The following is a 15,332-nucleotide window of genomic DNA, read 5'->3' on the forward strand; positions in this document are numbered from 1 at the left end:
AAGTGCGGTTGATGCTCGCAAGATCCGCCGCTGTTTAAAAATTTGGTTAGTTAATTACGCCGGCAGTTTGTTCAAGCTTTTTATAAGCGACAATCGCATCGGCCTTCGCAGCAGCATAGTTTATTTTAGACTGAACCTGGGCAACGTCGGCGTCCAGAAGTTCGGTGGTTGTCACCAGGCTGTTATCAAATTTATTTTTTGTGATTCTGTAATTTTCATTGGCTTGTTCAACAGCCTTTTCATACACCTCTATCTTTTTCTTGCTTAACACATAGTTGTAATAAGCCGTATTAATTTCCAGATGGACACGGTCAAGTAAAATCTCTTCATTCGTTCTCAGCTGGTAAAGATGTGTTTTTGCCTGTTCAATTTTCGCGCCTGTTTTCCATAACGAGGCAAGATTGTAACTCACGCCAATTCCCGCGTTAAAAGCGTTCGGAACCGTTACAAATCCGGGAATACTCAATGCAACATATCCGCCTGTTAAAGCAACACTTGGATAAAGGTCTGCTTTCGCCACCTTGATGTCCGATCCGGCAGCTTTCTGGCGAATCGCGATGGCCGCCATGTCTTTACGGTGTGTAAGCGCTGTCTGTTCCCAATCCATAGCATTTCCTGCATCTTTAAGTACGTCAAAGCTGCTCGAATCAGCTAAAATTTCAGTAGACTCCGGCAACCCCAGCAAAAGATTCATGTTGATGGTTGTGATTTTAAGTTCATTTTCAGCGTCCATCAGGGCCAGCTGGATATTGGATTCCTGCAAGGTTGCTTTCAACAGGTCATTACGGGCGATGATTCCGTTTTTCTCGCGGTTTGTAAACTCAATTACACGTTCATGTTCACGGATCAGGTTTTCAGATACCAGATCAACCGATCTTTTAGCCTTATACAGGTTGCTGTACGCAGAAATCGTATTCTGGATCACCGCCTGGCGGTCGCCTTCTGCATCCAGTTTCGATGCTTCCTGTAAAAACTTCGCTGATTCCAGGCCGTACTTATAACGAAAACCTGAAAAAAGCGGTACTGATGCGCTCGCCATACCGTAAGCTACCTGATTAACATGCAGAGAGCTGGCTCCCGAGCTGTCATTGGACGAACTTTGTTTCAGGTTAACATTGGGCGTGTTCAGTCTCAGGTAAGAAGCCGAAACACTAAAACTTGGCAATTGATTGTCTTTAATCTCACGTATATTAAGTCCGGCCATATCAATATTCGACTGGCTTAATTTCAACTGTTTACTGTTTTTCAGGCTAAGCTCAACGGCTTCTTCCAGCGTAATCTTGCGTGGTGTCTGTGCGAACGAATGCGATGCAGCCAGCACAAATAATGCGATTGCTGCAAATGACATTCTTTTACTACTCGATGGTCTCATATGTTACTGTTGCTTTGAATATGCTTTTTAGGTGTATGCTCAATTTACGTTTCAGGTCTTTTTCAAATTCAGCCTGACTAAGGTGTTCAAGATTATTTATTTTCCGGAAGAAAGATTGTGTGGTAATGGCATGGTTAATCGTGCCGTAAAGCGTTGAAGAAAGTAAAGAGATATCGACATTTTTACGAAAATGTCCTTTCTGCTGTCCTTCATGGACGATGCTTTCCATACCCTCCCAGTTTCTAAATTTCAATTGAAAGATCAGGTCTGAAATGACCGGTGTGCGGTCGTCACCCGACAGCTGTTCGCGCAGCATAATGTTATGGAAACACTGGTTGCCCATCAGTCTTTCCAGGGCGCTGTCTATCAGAATATATACTTTTTGAAGTGGCGAAAGATCCTCATTTGAAATAATCGTTTCCAGTCGTGCCGCTGATTCTATACTCCTCACCTCAAACAGCGCTTCAATCAATTTTTCTTTTGAACCGAAATAATAGGAAATCATCGAAACGTTAATCTCAGCCTCATGCGCGATGTCGCGTACCGATGTACCTGAAAAACCTTTTCCTGCAAAAAGCCTCTCTGCTACTTCTATGATCTGTAACTGTTTTGCGTTGTATTCCATTTCTTTGATCATCAGCATATTAGTGATTAATTATTCAATGCTCTGCTGATTGACGATACAAATGTAATAGAAGAAAAATAATAAATCAAACGTTTGTTTGATTTTACTAAACAAACGTTTGATTTATTCAAGCAATCATCGGATAAATACCATTAAAAAAATTTTAATGTCTGTTTAACATCAAAAAGAAAGGTGTAAAGAAGTGGCATAGGCGGATTCAATCTGTTTTAATATCAAAATCCGTTTTAGTGCAATTTGTGATAAATCCTTGCCTCGTCGAGATCCATCTGCATTTCCCTTTTTCTTAGCATCTCATCATCAAACAAATTTTCACGGCGCATACGGGTCAGTTCTTTTCGAAGATTTCTGAGAATATTATTGGACACATCCGAGAATCGTAAAATCTGCTGCCTGACCTGCCCGGCCGACTCAACCGGTTCCGAGTGCAGTAACAGATCCCTTTCCAGTTCAGATTTAAACCGCTGCAACATTTCATTTTGCTCCACATCACCGGTATATTTTTCATTAAGTTCTTTCAAAGCGATCAGAAGCAACCGCTTATTCATATCTGCTTCCTGTTCATCCGCCGGGACAACGGTTTCAAAATCCTCGATTCTCAAAAATCGGGTTACAAAAGGCAGGGTAAGTCCCTGTAAAATCAACGTAACCAGAATAACGGTGAACGTGATGAACAGGATGAGATTTCGCTGCGGAAAAATGTGTCCGTTATTCAACAGCAGCGGCACCGAAAGTGCCGAAGCCAGTGACACCACACCCCGCATCCCCGACCAGCTGATCAGAAAAGCACTTTGCCAGCGTGGTTTCTTTTCACCCTGACGCATTTTGGCACGCAGCCAGGCCGGAATAAAAGAGGTAAAAAACAACCAGAACATCCGGATAACAATCGTCAGCAGACTGATCACCACGGCATACTTTATGGCTGAGTAAAGCGAATAGCCATGTATACCTTCGACAACCACAGGCAGCTGCAACCCGATCAGAATAAAGACAAGGCCATTTAAAATAAAAACGATCACGGAGCCAATGGCGGCCGAATGCAGCCGGGAGATCGCATAATTATGCAATTTCATGGAGCGGAATGACATAAACAATCCACCGCTGACGACTGCCATCACACCGGAATAGCCATAATGCTCGGCAACCAGATACATAAAGTAAGGCGCCAGAAGTTCAAGCGTTGCATCCATACTAGGCGTTGTGGGCAGGTATCGGTGAATAGCATAAAACAAAACAGCAAAGGCAAGTCCGATCAAAACGCCCATCACTCCCACCACAACGAAGGCGATTGCCGCTTCTTCTTTCACAAATTTACCCGTCAGCACTGCCTCCAAGGCAAAACGGAATACGATCAGACTCGCGGCGTCGTTCATCAGACTTTCCCCTTCCAGAATCGTCACAGTTTGCCGGGGCACTTTCAGCTCCTGTAATACCGAATTAGCCGCAATGGCATCGGGAGGTGATATGATCGCGCCCAGCAAAAGTCCGAGCGGCATTGTAAAACCTGGAATAAACGCATGAGAAAAATAAGCGACAATGCACGACGTGAATAGTACCAGGCCAAAGGCAAGCATGCCAATCGATTTTTTCCATTTCCAGAAACCCGACCAGGATATGTTCCAGGCGGTCTGATATAACAAGGGCGGCAGGATCACCATAAAAATCCAGTCGGGCGAGATTTCAAAAGCCGGAATTCCGGGTATAAAACTAATCCCGAGCCCGGTCAGTACGAGAAAAACAGGATAGGAAATTTTCAGTTTTTTGCCCAACATGACAATCATGGACACGGCAAAGAGCAGCAAGAGGGTTATTAAAAGATTTTCGTGAAGCATAACGGTGAAACTGAGTAGTGGCTAGTGGTTTAGAAACAGATAATTTTATCCAATCGGTGACTTAACCTGAAAGGATAAACGCAGCGGTAGCATTTTTTGCGTCGCAGTTTTTTTGGGATTAGAAAATACGATCACACCAGGGCTACCACCGTGGTCTGAACAAAATCACACAATTGTTTTACGGTTTGCAGCTGCTGGCAATCCTCATCCGAAATAGAGATATGATACATATCTTAAGTTGATCATTCATATGAAATCATTTTTGGTGAAGCATGAAGTAATTATATCATGTAAAAATAATTTCATAACTGGCGAATGCCCTTCTCTTTGGATTTTGTTGGAATACTGAATACAGCGAGCGAAAGTTGTCATTTTAAACTTTCGTTCAATTGGCAGTACAGGGAAGCGGGTACTTCTGTGGCAGAAGAATAACTTAAAATATGTTAAATGCAGTTTTACCTTATTATCACAACCAGTCATGAATAACATTAATCCACTGATCATTTGACAATTATGAATCTGGCCTTTATATTTCAAATAAAGAGTTTTGCTGCAAGATTTATTACAGCAAAACTAAAAACATCTGTTATTTGACCCGGGAAGGATTTTCGCTGACAAAAGCGCCCCAGCCGCCTTTTTTAGATTTTTTGCCTCCCGCCGAAGACGACGCAACGGCTGCGGGAGAATTGGCATGGTAATGGTGACAAATCGCAATGGCAATGCCGTCGGTGGCGTCCATAAATTCTCTGCTCAATTCCATTTTCAATATTTTTTCAAGCATATAAGCGACCTGTTCCTTGGAAGCAGCGCCACTTCCGGTCACCGACTGCTTTACTTTTTTAGGAGAATATTCGACAATTGGAACATCCCTTGCCAAAGCAGCCGCCATAGCCACCCCCTGCGCACGACCCAATTTGAGCATCGATTGAGGGTTTTTTCCATAAAACGGATCTTCGATTGCCATCTCATCGGGAAGGTATTCTTCGATCAGCTGCGTAATCCGCTCAAAGATTTTCTTCAACTTCAACTCATGGGTAGTATATTTGCTGAGATGAATAACACCGTATTGAACCAACGTAATGTGCTGCCCTTTTACCGATATCACACCGTAACCCATCACTTGGGTGCCGGGATCCACACCAATTATCACTTTTTCGGTAGCGTCAGCTTGCTGCATTTTTATCATGGTGCAAGATAAGCAACTCTCTACTCCAAAAGAAAAAACAACCTGGCAAAAGCTTTTTTGGTTGGGCAAGCTTGTGGTTACCCTTTTGATTCTGAGCTACATTTATAAAACATTTCAAAACGAACAAAAAGGCGTTGGTGATATTGGCGCAGTCTATAAACAAATCCTGACCGAAAATCACCTTTTCACCCTGCTGACGATGTTGTTGCTGGTTCCATTAAACTGGGCTCTGGAAAGCCTGAAATGGCAAAGGCTGGCCAGCAAAGCGGTTTCCATTACATTTCGTGAAGCTTTTCGCGGAACATTGACAGGCCTGGCTGTAGGCGTTGCAGCACCTGCCCAGCTGGGCGATACGATTGGCCGTGTTGCAGCACTAAAATCCGATGACCGACTGAAAGCCATCGGTGCCGCCGTTGTTTCCAATGGTATCCAGTTTTATGTTTCTTTGATCTTTGGTGGCTGGGGACTTGCCTCGATCGGGAATAAACTGGGGATCGATACTTCCGGAAAAAACATGTTGTACGGACTTTTGATCTCACTGTGTTTACTGGGGATTCTGGTTGTTCTTTTTCGTAAACGGCTTACGAACTGGCAACCCAGGCGCGCTTTTCTCGTAAAGTCTCTCTCCTATTTCCGGATCATAGGCGCTTACACGGGCACCGACCTGCTCGTCGCAACCGGTTATGGCATGCTCCGGTATCTGGTTTTTTTATCCCAATTTTTACTGGCCTTGTCGCTCTTCGACTTCCCCATGTCATTTATCGACCTGGCAGCGTGTGTCGCACTGATATTTCTGGCAAAAACCCTTATTCCCGCCATTAACGTGCTTGGGGACCTGGGTCTTCGGGAGTTCACTGCGCTATTTGTCTTTAAGCAATATAATCTCCCGCCCGAACAGGTCATTGCCGCTACTTTTCTGGTTTGGACGATTAACGTGCTCGGGCCTATACTGGTTGGAATATTCTTAATTTGGAAGTATAAATGGAAGGGTTTGAAGTAATCTGCCGCCAGGCTTCCAAACAAATTTTAAAAAACAGCTGAATGATTGAACAATACATCGCTTCCTGGCTCGTGCCGGTGTTATGGATCCTGATTGTGAGTTATGCTGTATTCACGATTGTTTTATTATGTCTCTGGTATTTCCTCCCGGTGCATACTAAAACTGAAACCAATCGTGATACTTTCATCACTGTTGTTATTCCGGTTCGAAATGAGCAGGAAAATATCCTGAACCTGCTTCAAGATCTGGAAAAACAGTCATTTCCGTTTAAACAATTTGAAGTGCTCGTCATGGACGACGGTTCCACGGATGATACCGCCACCCTGGTCAACAATTTCAGCCAGCATTCTGCCGCTGCGATACGTCTCGTCACACTTCCCGACACGCCCACTACTTCGCCAAAGAAAAGGGCCATAGAAACCGCTGTGTCACAGGCAAAAGGAAAACTGATCGTCACGACTGACGGAGACTGTCGCGTTCAGGCCGGCTGGCTTGGCGCTATCGCGCATTGTTATCAAACCACCAACGCCAAATTAATCAGCGGTCCCGTAACCTTTACCGCCGAAACTTCCTTCACTGATCATTTACAAACCGTAGAATTTTCAAGCCTGATCGGAAGCGGAGCCAGTGCCATTGCAGCCGGTTTTCCTTCGATGTGCAACGGAGCCAATATGGCCTATGAAAAAAGCGCTTTCACAGCTGTTAACGGGTACGAAGGAGTTCGTCACATTGCCTCCGGGGACGACGAATTTCTGATGCATAAAATTTCAGCACACTATCCCGGACAGGTCACTTTCCTTAAATCGTCAGAAGCTGTCGTTTCTACCCAGGCCCACAAACAATGGTCTTTGTTTTTCAAACAGAGAAAACGCTGGGCCAGCAAGTGGAAGCATTACCAAAGTAAAACGCCGCTAATCCTGGCACTTTATGTTTTTTCATGTAACCTCGCGCTCATTGTCAGCCTGATACTATGGCTCGCAGGAACTTTGCCAGGCAGCAGTTTTTTGGCGTTATTACTGATCAAATGCGCCCCCGAATGGTTATTCCTTGGTACAATTCTACACTTTTTAAGGAAAACTGTATCAATTTTCTTCATCCCGGTCACACAAATTTTCTATTCTTTCTATGTATGTTTCTTTGGTTTAGTAGCACAAAAACCTGAATATGAGTGGAAAGGCCGCAAACTGGTCTGAATTGGTTAAAAGTTACGGTTTCATATAGCCGGTGGCACGATTTTCTTTAAAAGTATCCCGGACGGGAAGAGATCAGGTCTGGTAACGCCTCTCTTTCTGTAACTATAACCATCTTGATAACACCATGAAAAGTCTTATTTCACTTTCGATACGCTGCTTTGATGCTTTACTTTGGTCTCTTGGACTATCTTCCGTTGTTATGGTTTTGATGGCGGGATTTTATTTCTGCTGGACCACTCCGTTTGGAAAATCCGAAACAAAGGAAATCGTAATTACGGCAAAAATAGAAAAGCCAAGAGTTACACCAAAAGCTAAAATGATCGTTTTAGATAAAGATGCGATTTATGCGGGGCGTTGATCACGATCGTACTAGACTCGCGATTACCCACAGCCTAACCCTCTAAAACTATTACATAATCTATTTCACAGAAAATTCACGGTAATATTTCCAGGCCCTGCGAGCATTTCGTAGCCGATAAAACCCATCTCTTTCTGCATCTGAGATCATAGCAGCTGCAACTACAAATTGTCCCAAAAGATTTCACTTCAAGTTACTTCTACATTAACAAACGATTAAATTCTACGTTATTTATTGAATTTAATCGATGAGAAATTGACATTAACCTGCCGATTGCGTAAGTTTAGATATCCAAAACCTCAACTTAACTTGAAATGTTATGAGTGAGAACCCACTAATTCCACGTTCAACCGCAGACGGCTGTTCTTCCAATCCACCGGGAAAGAAAAACAAGACGTATGTATGGAAACCCAAAAATGACATACGTATCAATGAACTTGCCAGGTGCATCCGTTTCGTTACGCATCCCATTTGTCATGATCTGGACAAAATCGACGCAGATTGTTTAAGGCATTTTGAAGTCTTTGAATCTTAAAAGGGTCTGGTTCAGCTATTGATTCGTTGTTTTTAAGTATTTCCCGCAAAATTTTCTCAGCGGAATATGCATCAAATTCTCCATTCGGAGATATGGATGCGTGTTCCGCTGACTGCGTTAAAAATTAATTTAGCATTAAAATCACAAATTGAAACACAGCAAACTTTGCAGCTGATATTTGAATTTCATAGCTTTATGAAATGATAGAAAGTGAGTCAATAGCGGATTTTTACAAAACCCACCCGGCGGCACAACAAGCTCCCGTAAACACGATTCCCGTACACCAGCAGCAGGAACATTTTAATGTATTTTCACGGAAATTTTGTAATCGGTATAACGCGTACAGCCGCCGTGACTATTACAAGATTTCGCTGATCATCGGAAAAGGAAAATTGCTCTACGGCGACACGAAAATTGAAATCAATCAGAACGCACTTGTCTTTTTTAACAGGAATGTCCCCTACTCCTGGGAAACATTTTCAGAACAGCAATCGGGTTATTTCTGTCTGTTTAACGACGACTTTCTGAATGGAATGAACCGGACAAAAAATTTCATGGATCTGCCTATTTCTAAAAACGATACCATCCCGGTTTACTTCATTAACGAACAACAGCAGGAATATCTTTTGGACATCTACCAAAAAATGTCCGCTGAAATGGAATCAAGTTACATTTATAAGTATGATGTGGTAAAAAACTACGTCAATCTGATCATTCATGAGGCCGTAAAGATGCAAGCTTCCGAGATCGGTGACAACCACATCAACGGCTCGACCCGCATCGCCTCCTGTTTTACAGAGCTGATGGAGCGCCAGTTTCCGATCGATTCCCCGGAGCATAAATTACAGCTCCGCACGGCCAAGGATTATGCGCAAAGGTTATCGGTACATATCAATCACCTCAACCGCGCACTCAAAGAAGTAACCGGAAAGACAACAACGGAACACATAACGGAACGACTGATACTCGAATCAAAGATATTATTAAAAAACTCCAATTGGAGCATCTCGGAAATCGCCTACTGCCTGGGATTTGAATACCCGGAATACTTTAACAGCCTTTTCAAAAAACAGACTGGAATAACACCAAACACATTCAGGAAATGATTGTTTGAATTTTATAGTTTATTGTTTGAAATACATAAGAATAAGTGATACGGGCCGTATTACTTTTGTAGCCCAAGAATACCCTTTTAGAAAATGATTAAAATGAAATTTATTTTCGCAGCAGATCCTCCCAAGACTTCATTAATCTTTCGACATTTCCGCTATCTTCCATATTTACTAAAACAAAAAGGACTCTTCCTGGCTTTGCTGGCAAGCTCGGTTTTCGTTACGGCAAAAACCAGTGCCCAGATATTAACCCTGCCCGACGCAATCGCCACTGCCAGGAGCACCTATGGCAGCCTAAAAGCAAAGGCAAATTATATCAATGCGTCCAAAGCGACCGTGCAACAAAGTGTGAAGGATTATTTACCAAACCTTAACCTTTCATTGCAACAGGATTACGGAACCGTCAATGGACAAAACGGGCCTCTATATGGCCTCGGCGGCCTCGGCGTGGCTTCTTCCGGTCTCCCGCTGGCGAGCCAAAACTGGAATGCAGCCTTTGGAGCACTTTACCTGACGAACGTTAACTGGGACTTTTTTGCCTTTGGCCGCGCACGTGAGAAAATTAACGTTGCCAAATCCGCTGTGGTTCGTGATGAAAGCGACCTGAGCCAGGAGTTATTCCAGCACGAAATCCGGGTCGCAGGCGCATATCTTAATCTGCTGGCTGCCCAAAGATTAACCAGATCCTGGCAAAACAACCTCACCCGCGCTTCTGCTATCAAGCAGGTGGTGGTTACAAGAGCTAAAAACGGACTTATCGCCGGCGTGGATTCTTCACTTGCCAATGCAGAAGTCAGTAACGCCAAAATTGCGATTACACGGGCCCGCGATTTTGAGCAGGAACAAGCCAACAGACTTGCCGTGCTGATGGGTGTCGAACAGCAGGAATTTGCTCTGGACACGATTTTCATTTCAAAAATACCGATTTCATTCAGCGATTCACTGAACGGACCGAATGAAAATCACCCGCTTTTGAAATACTATTCAAACCGGATTGCACTCAGTAACCAACAGGCAAAATATTACCACACGCTAAGCATGCCGGTATTTTCTGCATTCGGTGTGTTCCAGACGAGAGGTTCCGGCTTTAATTCCAACTACGCACAGGACCAGGGCTCTTATACCGGAAGTTTTACGGAAGGGATCAAACCCATAAGATCCAATTATCTTTTGGGTGTAGGTGTGGTCTGGAATATGACCAATGTTTTAAGGATCAGGCATCAGGTGTTATCGCAAAAATTTGTTTCCAATGCCCTGCAAAATGAATATGATCTGGTAGATCAGCAGATCCGAAACCAGCTGCTTTTGTCGAACAACAAGATAAAAAATGCCCTGAGCAATTATCAGGAAGCCCCTGTTCAGATCAAATCCGCGACGGATGCATACATTCAAAAAAGTACGCTTTATAAAAACGGACTGAGTAACATCGTTGACCTGACTCAGGCGCTCTACATTTTAAACAGGGCCGAGACCGACAGAGATATCGCTTACAGCAATGTTTGGCAGGGACTTCTGCTCAAAGCAGCAGCTACCGGAGACTTTAATTTATTCACCAGCAGTTTTTAGAATCGTTGTGAAACAGGCGTTATCCCTAACCCTTCCTTCATAATCTCTCCCCAATTATATGGAATTAATAAGAAGTGCACTTCGCAAACCCATCTCCATTTTAGTACTCGTTGCCGGGATGTTCTTTTTTGGAATCAACGCGGTGCGGACCATCAAGATCGATATTTTTCCGGCGATGGATTTGCCGGTGATTTACATATCGCACCCGTTTGGCGGTTTTACACCAAACCAGATGGAAGCCTATTTCGGTAAACCTTATGTCAACATCTTCCTTTTTGTAAATGGCTTAAAAAGCGTTGAAACCAAAAATATTCAGGGTTTAACATTGATGAAGCTGAGTTTTTACGAAGGCACCAATATGGCGCAGGCAGCGGCCGAGCTGAGCTCGTTCTGTAACAGGATGCAAAGCTCTTTTCCACCCGGCTCCCAGCCTCCGTTTATCATCAGGTTTGACGCTTCAACCTTGCCCGTAGGTCAGCTGGTTTTCAGCAGTCCGACCCGCTCAAATAATGAACTGCTGGATCTTGCACACGTTTACGTACGATCCTCCTTCACATCGATTCCTGGACTTATTTCACCGCCGCCTTTTGGAGGAAACCTGCGTACGATACTGATCAAGGCTGATCCGCAACTGCTTCGGTCACATAACCTGACACCCGACCAGCTCGTAGAAGCAATCCGGCTTAATAACCAGGCAACACCGGCAGGAAATGTCCGGATCGGAGACAAAAATTATTTAACACCGGCCAATACTTCAATTAAAAATGTTGAAGATTTTGGTGCCATTCCACTCTTCAAGGGAAGTGTCCAAAACCTTTACCTGCGTGATGTAGCTACGATTGAAGACGGAGCTGACTTAACTGCCGGATATGCACTGGTAAACGGAAAAAGATCCGTATATCTCCCAATCGCCAAGTCGGCGGATGCTTCAACCTGGGAAGTGGTACAAAACCTGAAAAAGGCGTTGCCAAGATTCCAGTCTTTGCTTCCTGACGACGTAAAAATCTCTTACGAATTTGACCAGTCGGCTTATGTAATCAATGCTGTGGAGAGTCTTATTACGGAAGGGGCAATCGGAGCCGTGCTGACTGGGATCATGGTATTACTTTTCCTAGGCGACCCGCGTGGCGCCCTGATCGTGATCATGACCATCCCGACCTCCATCATTGCCGGAGTGCTTTTCCTGAAATTATTCGGACAAACCATCAACATCATGACGCTGAGCGGACTTTCCCTTGCAATTGGTATTCTGGTCGATGAATCCACTGTAACCATTGAAAATATTCACCAGCATCTGGATCTCGGTAAACCCAAGGCCCTCGCCATCTGGGATGCCTGTAAGGAAATTGCGTTTCCAAAGCTGTTGATTCTGTTATGTATTCTGGCCGTATTTGCCCCCGCATTTACAATGACCGGGATACCGGGAGCACTTTTCCTGCCACTTGCGCTGGCCATCGGTTTTTCCATGCTTGTGTCTTATCTGTTATCCCAGACCTTCGTACCCGTTATGGCCAACTGGCTTATGAAGGAGCATAAGCATAAAAAACCGTCTGATTTATCGATAGGTGGTACAGAAAGCGATACCTGGGATCAAAAAAAGGAATTGGTTGAACGCGATGATTTTAACAATGACGGAAAAGTAACAGGATTCGAAAAATTCAGAAATCGTTTTATGGCGATGCTGGACAAACTCCTGCCCCAAAAAAAGCCGGTTGTCATTGCCTACGTTGTGGTAATATCCGCCTTCGCCGGATTGTTGTTGTTTAATATTGGCCGCGATGTGCTTCCCAAGGTAAACGGGCGCCAGTTCCAGCTGCACATCCGTGTCGCTGACGGAACACGTATTGAACGGACAGAAGAAAAATTGCTTCAAACGATCGGACTTCTGGAAAGTGTGGTGGGTAAGGAAAACATTTCGATTACCTCCGCTTTTGTCGGCATGCACCCGGCCCAGTTTTCTACAAACCCGATTTATCTTTTCACAAGCGGGCCGCATGATGCCATTCTTCAGGTAAGTTTGAAAGAGGGTTATCATGTGAATCTGGATGACCTAAAAGAAAGTCTTCGGAACAAAATGAAGCAGAACCTGGCGGACGTGAAAGTTTCTTTCGAGCCGATTGAACTGACCGACAAGATCCTGAGCCAGGGCTCTCCTACGCCTGTTGAAGTGCGGATTATGGGGAAAAACAAAAAGCAAAATGAAGAGTATGCGAACAAACTGGCAGCCAAATTACAGCAGATCAGTTTCCTTCGTGACGTGCAGATTGCTCAGCCACTTCATTATCCGGCCATTAATATCAATATCGACAGAACACGCGCCGCGCAGCTTGGCGTGGATATGTCAGACGTTTCGCGCTCATTGACAGCCTCCACCTCTTCTTCCCGGTATACCGAGAAAAACGTTTGGCTGGATGAAAAAATCGGTTTGAGTTATGCAGTGCAGGTACAGGTTCCTGAAAATAAAATGAACAGCATCAACAGCATCGGCGAGATTCCGGTATTGAAAAATTCTTCAAGACCGGTGCTCAGCGACGTAGCATCCATCAAAATGGATACGACTTATGGCGAAAACGATAACCTGGGCGCCATGCCGATACTTTCTGTCACAGCCAATCTGCATAAGACCGATTTGGGAACAGCAACCAAAGAGGTAAAGGCTGCTATTGCGTCGCTGGGTGAACTTCCACGCGGATTAACGGTTGAGCCTATCGGATTAAGTAATGTCCTGACCGAAACACTCGACAGCCTTCAGTCAGGACTTGGTGTGGCAATCGTAGTAATATTTTTAATGCTTGCGGCTAACTTCCAGTCCTTTAAAGTTTCGTTGGTTGTACTCACCACCGTGCCGGCCGTATTGCTGGGAGCGCTTGCGATGTTGACTATTACCGGATCTACGTTAAATTTGCAGTCATATATGGGGATCATCATGTCGGTCGGGGTGTCCATCGCCAACGCCGTACTGCTGGTAACCAACGCGGAAGAGCTGCGAAGACATAACGGGAATGCATTGTTGTCGGCAAAAGAGGCCACTGCCCTGCGTCTTCGCCCCATTTTAATGACCAGTGTTGCGATGGTTGTAGGTATGATACCGATGGCTGCCGGATTTGGTGAAGGAGGTGATCAGGCATCACCGCTGGCAAGAGCCGTTATCGGCGGGCTTATTGCTTCGACGTTCTCTGCACTGATTATTCTGCCATTAGTTTTTGCCTGGGTTCAGGAAAAAACATCGACTGCTTCGGTCTCTCTCGATCCGGAGGATAAGGACAGCAAATATTACATACCTGCTCACTAATTCAAAACATTCACGATGCAACCAGTTAATAAATATTCAGCCATAAACAGTGTGATCTTTGGTATCCTCGTTGCAACCGCGATCGGATGCCAGAGCAACGCGGAGGAAAAAGAACACAAAACCGGCGAGGCACCCACAGAAACCCCGGCAATTCCTGCAACGGAAACTTTCTCTTTGAAAAAAGAAGACCTTTCAACCGCATTTCATACGCCGGGAGAGCTCATTTCGTATCAGCAGGTGGATCTGTATGCACGAGAAACCAGCTTCGTTAAAAAACTTTATGCTGACGTGGGAACCGAGGTAAAAGCCGGACAGCTGCTGATTTCCATGGAAGCTCCTGAATTAAATTCTCGTCTGGCTGGTGCTGAATCGAGAGCAAAGGCGCAGGAAGCCGCTTACATTGCCAGCAAAGCCAATTATAACCGTCTTCTGGAAACAAGCAAAACGCCGGGAACAATTTCTCAAAATGACCTCGACCAGGCACTTGCCCGTATGAACGCGGATCATGCACAGTTGCAATCTGCGCAGGCTGGTCAAAAGGAAATTAGTGCGACCAAAAATTATCTCGAAGTAAGGGCGCCGTTTGCAGGGATAATCACCGCCAGAAATGTGAATTTGGGGGCCTACGTCGGACCAGCGGGCAAAGGCTCTGAGTTTCCTCTGTTCACGTTACAGGACCAGAAGAGAATGCGTCTTGTCGTTTCAATTCCCGAGGCTTATGTAGGTTATGTGAATAGTCATACCGAGATCAAATTCTCAGTAAAAGCTTACCCCAACGAACAGTTTACTGCCAAAGTTAAACGTATGGCGGGTGCGCTCGATACAAGACTTCGCTCTGAACGCATCGAAATGGACGTAATTAACAACGACAAGAAACTGCTGCCTGGCATGATTGCTGAGGTATCTATTCCTTTGGCATCAAAAGCCAGCTCATTCGTCATCCCGAAATCGGCACTCGTTAATTCGATGGAAAGGGTTTTCGTCGTCAAAGTTATTGACAAAAAAGCCGTTTGGATTGATGTTCAGAAAGGAAGAGAAGCGGAAGGAAATGTCGAGATTTTCAGCGACAGCTTAAAAATAGACGATCAGCTTGTAAAATCTGCCAGTGAAGAAGTGAGAAACGGTTCAACGCTGACGATTAAGTAGGTAGCGGTCGGTCATCGGCTTTCGGCGGTCGGCGGTCAACCTTTAATGCGGCAAATTTTGTACTACTAACTTATAATTCCTGAAACAATATGCATGT

Annotated in this window: 12 protein-coding genes; 8 read left to right on the forward strand and 4 right to left on the reverse strand. The window is 44.6% G+C overall.

Annotated elements, in window-relative coordinates; genetic code table 11:
- Positions 1–46: 46 nt before the first annotated feature.
- The 4 genes from M1L62_RS07295 to ruvC form a co-directional block, all read right to left on the reverse strand.
- Positions 47–1,348 (reverse strand): TolC family protein, encoded by a 1,302-nt coding sequence (locus tag M1L62_RS07295; protein WP_254412373.1) that lies wholly within the window; start codon positions 1,346–1,348, stop codon positions 47–49.
- A gap of 7 nt (positions 1,349–1,355) precedes the next feature.
- Positions 1,356–2,015 (reverse strand): TetR/AcrR family transcriptional regulator, encoded by a 660-nt coding sequence (locus M1L62_RS07300; RefSeq protein ID WP_254412374.1) that lies wholly within the window; start codon positions 2,013–2,015, stop codon positions 1,356–1,358.
- 227 nt (positions 2,016–2,242) lie between these two features.
- Positions 2,243–3,847, reverse strand: coding sequence for a Na+/H+ antiporter (locus tag M1L62_RS07305; protein WP_254412375.1), 1,605 nt, complete (start codon positions 3,845–3,847; stop codon positions 2,243–2,245).
- A 586-nt stretch (positions 3,848–4,433) separates the two neighbouring features.
- Complete coding sequence (gene ruvC / locus M1L62_RS07310) at positions 4,434–5,024, reverse strand: crossover junction endodeoxyribonuclease RuvC (RefSeq protein WP_254412376.1); 591 nt, start codon at positions 5,022–5,024, stop codon at positions 4,434–4,436.
- A 7-nt stretch (positions 5,025–5,031) separates the two neighbouring features.
- Here ruvC and M1L62_RS07315 point away from each other — a divergent pair, with 7 nt between their 5' ends.
- From M1L62_RS07315 to M1L62_RS07350, 8 genes are all read left to right on the forward strand, one after another.
- Entirely contained in the window at positions 5,032–6,033 is a 1,002-nt protein-coding gene (locus M1L62_RS07315; protein WP_254412377.1) for a lysylphosphatidylglycerol synthase transmembrane domain-containing protein, read from the forward strand.
- Between the two features lie 41 nt (positions 6,034–6,074).
- Positions 6,075–7,226 carry a glycosyltransferase gene (locus tag M1L62_RS07320; RefSeq protein ID WP_254412378.1) on the forward strand — a complete coding sequence of 384 codons (1,152 nt, stop codon included), beginning with the start codon at positions 6,075–6,077 and terminating at the stop codon, positions 7,224–7,226.
- A 124-nt stretch (positions 7,227–7,350) separates the two neighbouring features.
- Positions 7,351–7,584, forward strand: coding sequence for a hypothetical protein (locus M1L62_RS07325; protein WP_254412379.1), 234 nt, complete (start codon positions 7,351–7,353; stop codon positions 7,582–7,584).
- A 319-nt stretch (positions 7,585–7,903) separates the two neighbouring features.
- Positions 7,904–8,119 (forward strand): hypothetical protein, encoded by a 216-nt coding sequence (locus tag M1L62_RS07330; RefSeq protein ID WP_254412380.1) that lies wholly within the window; start codon positions 7,904–7,906, stop codon positions 8,117–8,119.
- Positions 8,120–8,319: 200 nt separating this feature from the next.
- Positions 8,320–9,225, forward strand: a complete 906-nt coding sequence (locus M1L62_RS07335; protein ID WP_254412381.1) for a helix-turn-helix domain-containing protein — start codon at positions 8,320–8,322, stop codon at positions 9,223–9,225.
- Positions 9,226–9,327: 102 nt separating this feature from the next.
- Complete coding sequence (locus M1L62_RS07340) at positions 9,328–10,797, forward strand: TolC family protein (protein WP_254412382.1); 1,470 nt, start codon at positions 9,328–9,330, stop codon at positions 10,795–10,797.
- 58 nt (positions 10,798–10,855) lie between these two features.
- Positions 10,856–14,089, forward strand: coding sequence for an efflux RND transporter permease subunit (locus M1L62_RS07345; RefSeq protein WP_254412383.1), 3,234 nt, complete (start codon positions 10,856–10,858; stop codon positions 14,087–14,089).
- 15 nt (positions 14,090–14,104) lie between these two features.
- Positions 14,105–15,235 carry an efflux RND transporter periplasmic adaptor subunit gene (locus tag M1L62_RS07350; RefSeq protein WP_254412384.1) on the forward strand — a complete coding sequence of 377 codons (1,131 nt, stop codon included), beginning with the start codon at positions 14,105–14,107 and terminating at the stop codon, positions 15,233–15,235.
- Positions 15,236–15,332: the final 97 nt, after the last annotated feature.

Origin of the sequence: Dyadobacter diqingensis (genome assembly GCF_024220585.1) — a bacterium.
Taxonomy (GTDB): domain Bacteria; phylum Bacteroidota; class Bacteroidia; order Cytophagales; family Spirosomataceae; genus Dyadobacter; species Dyadobacter diqingensis.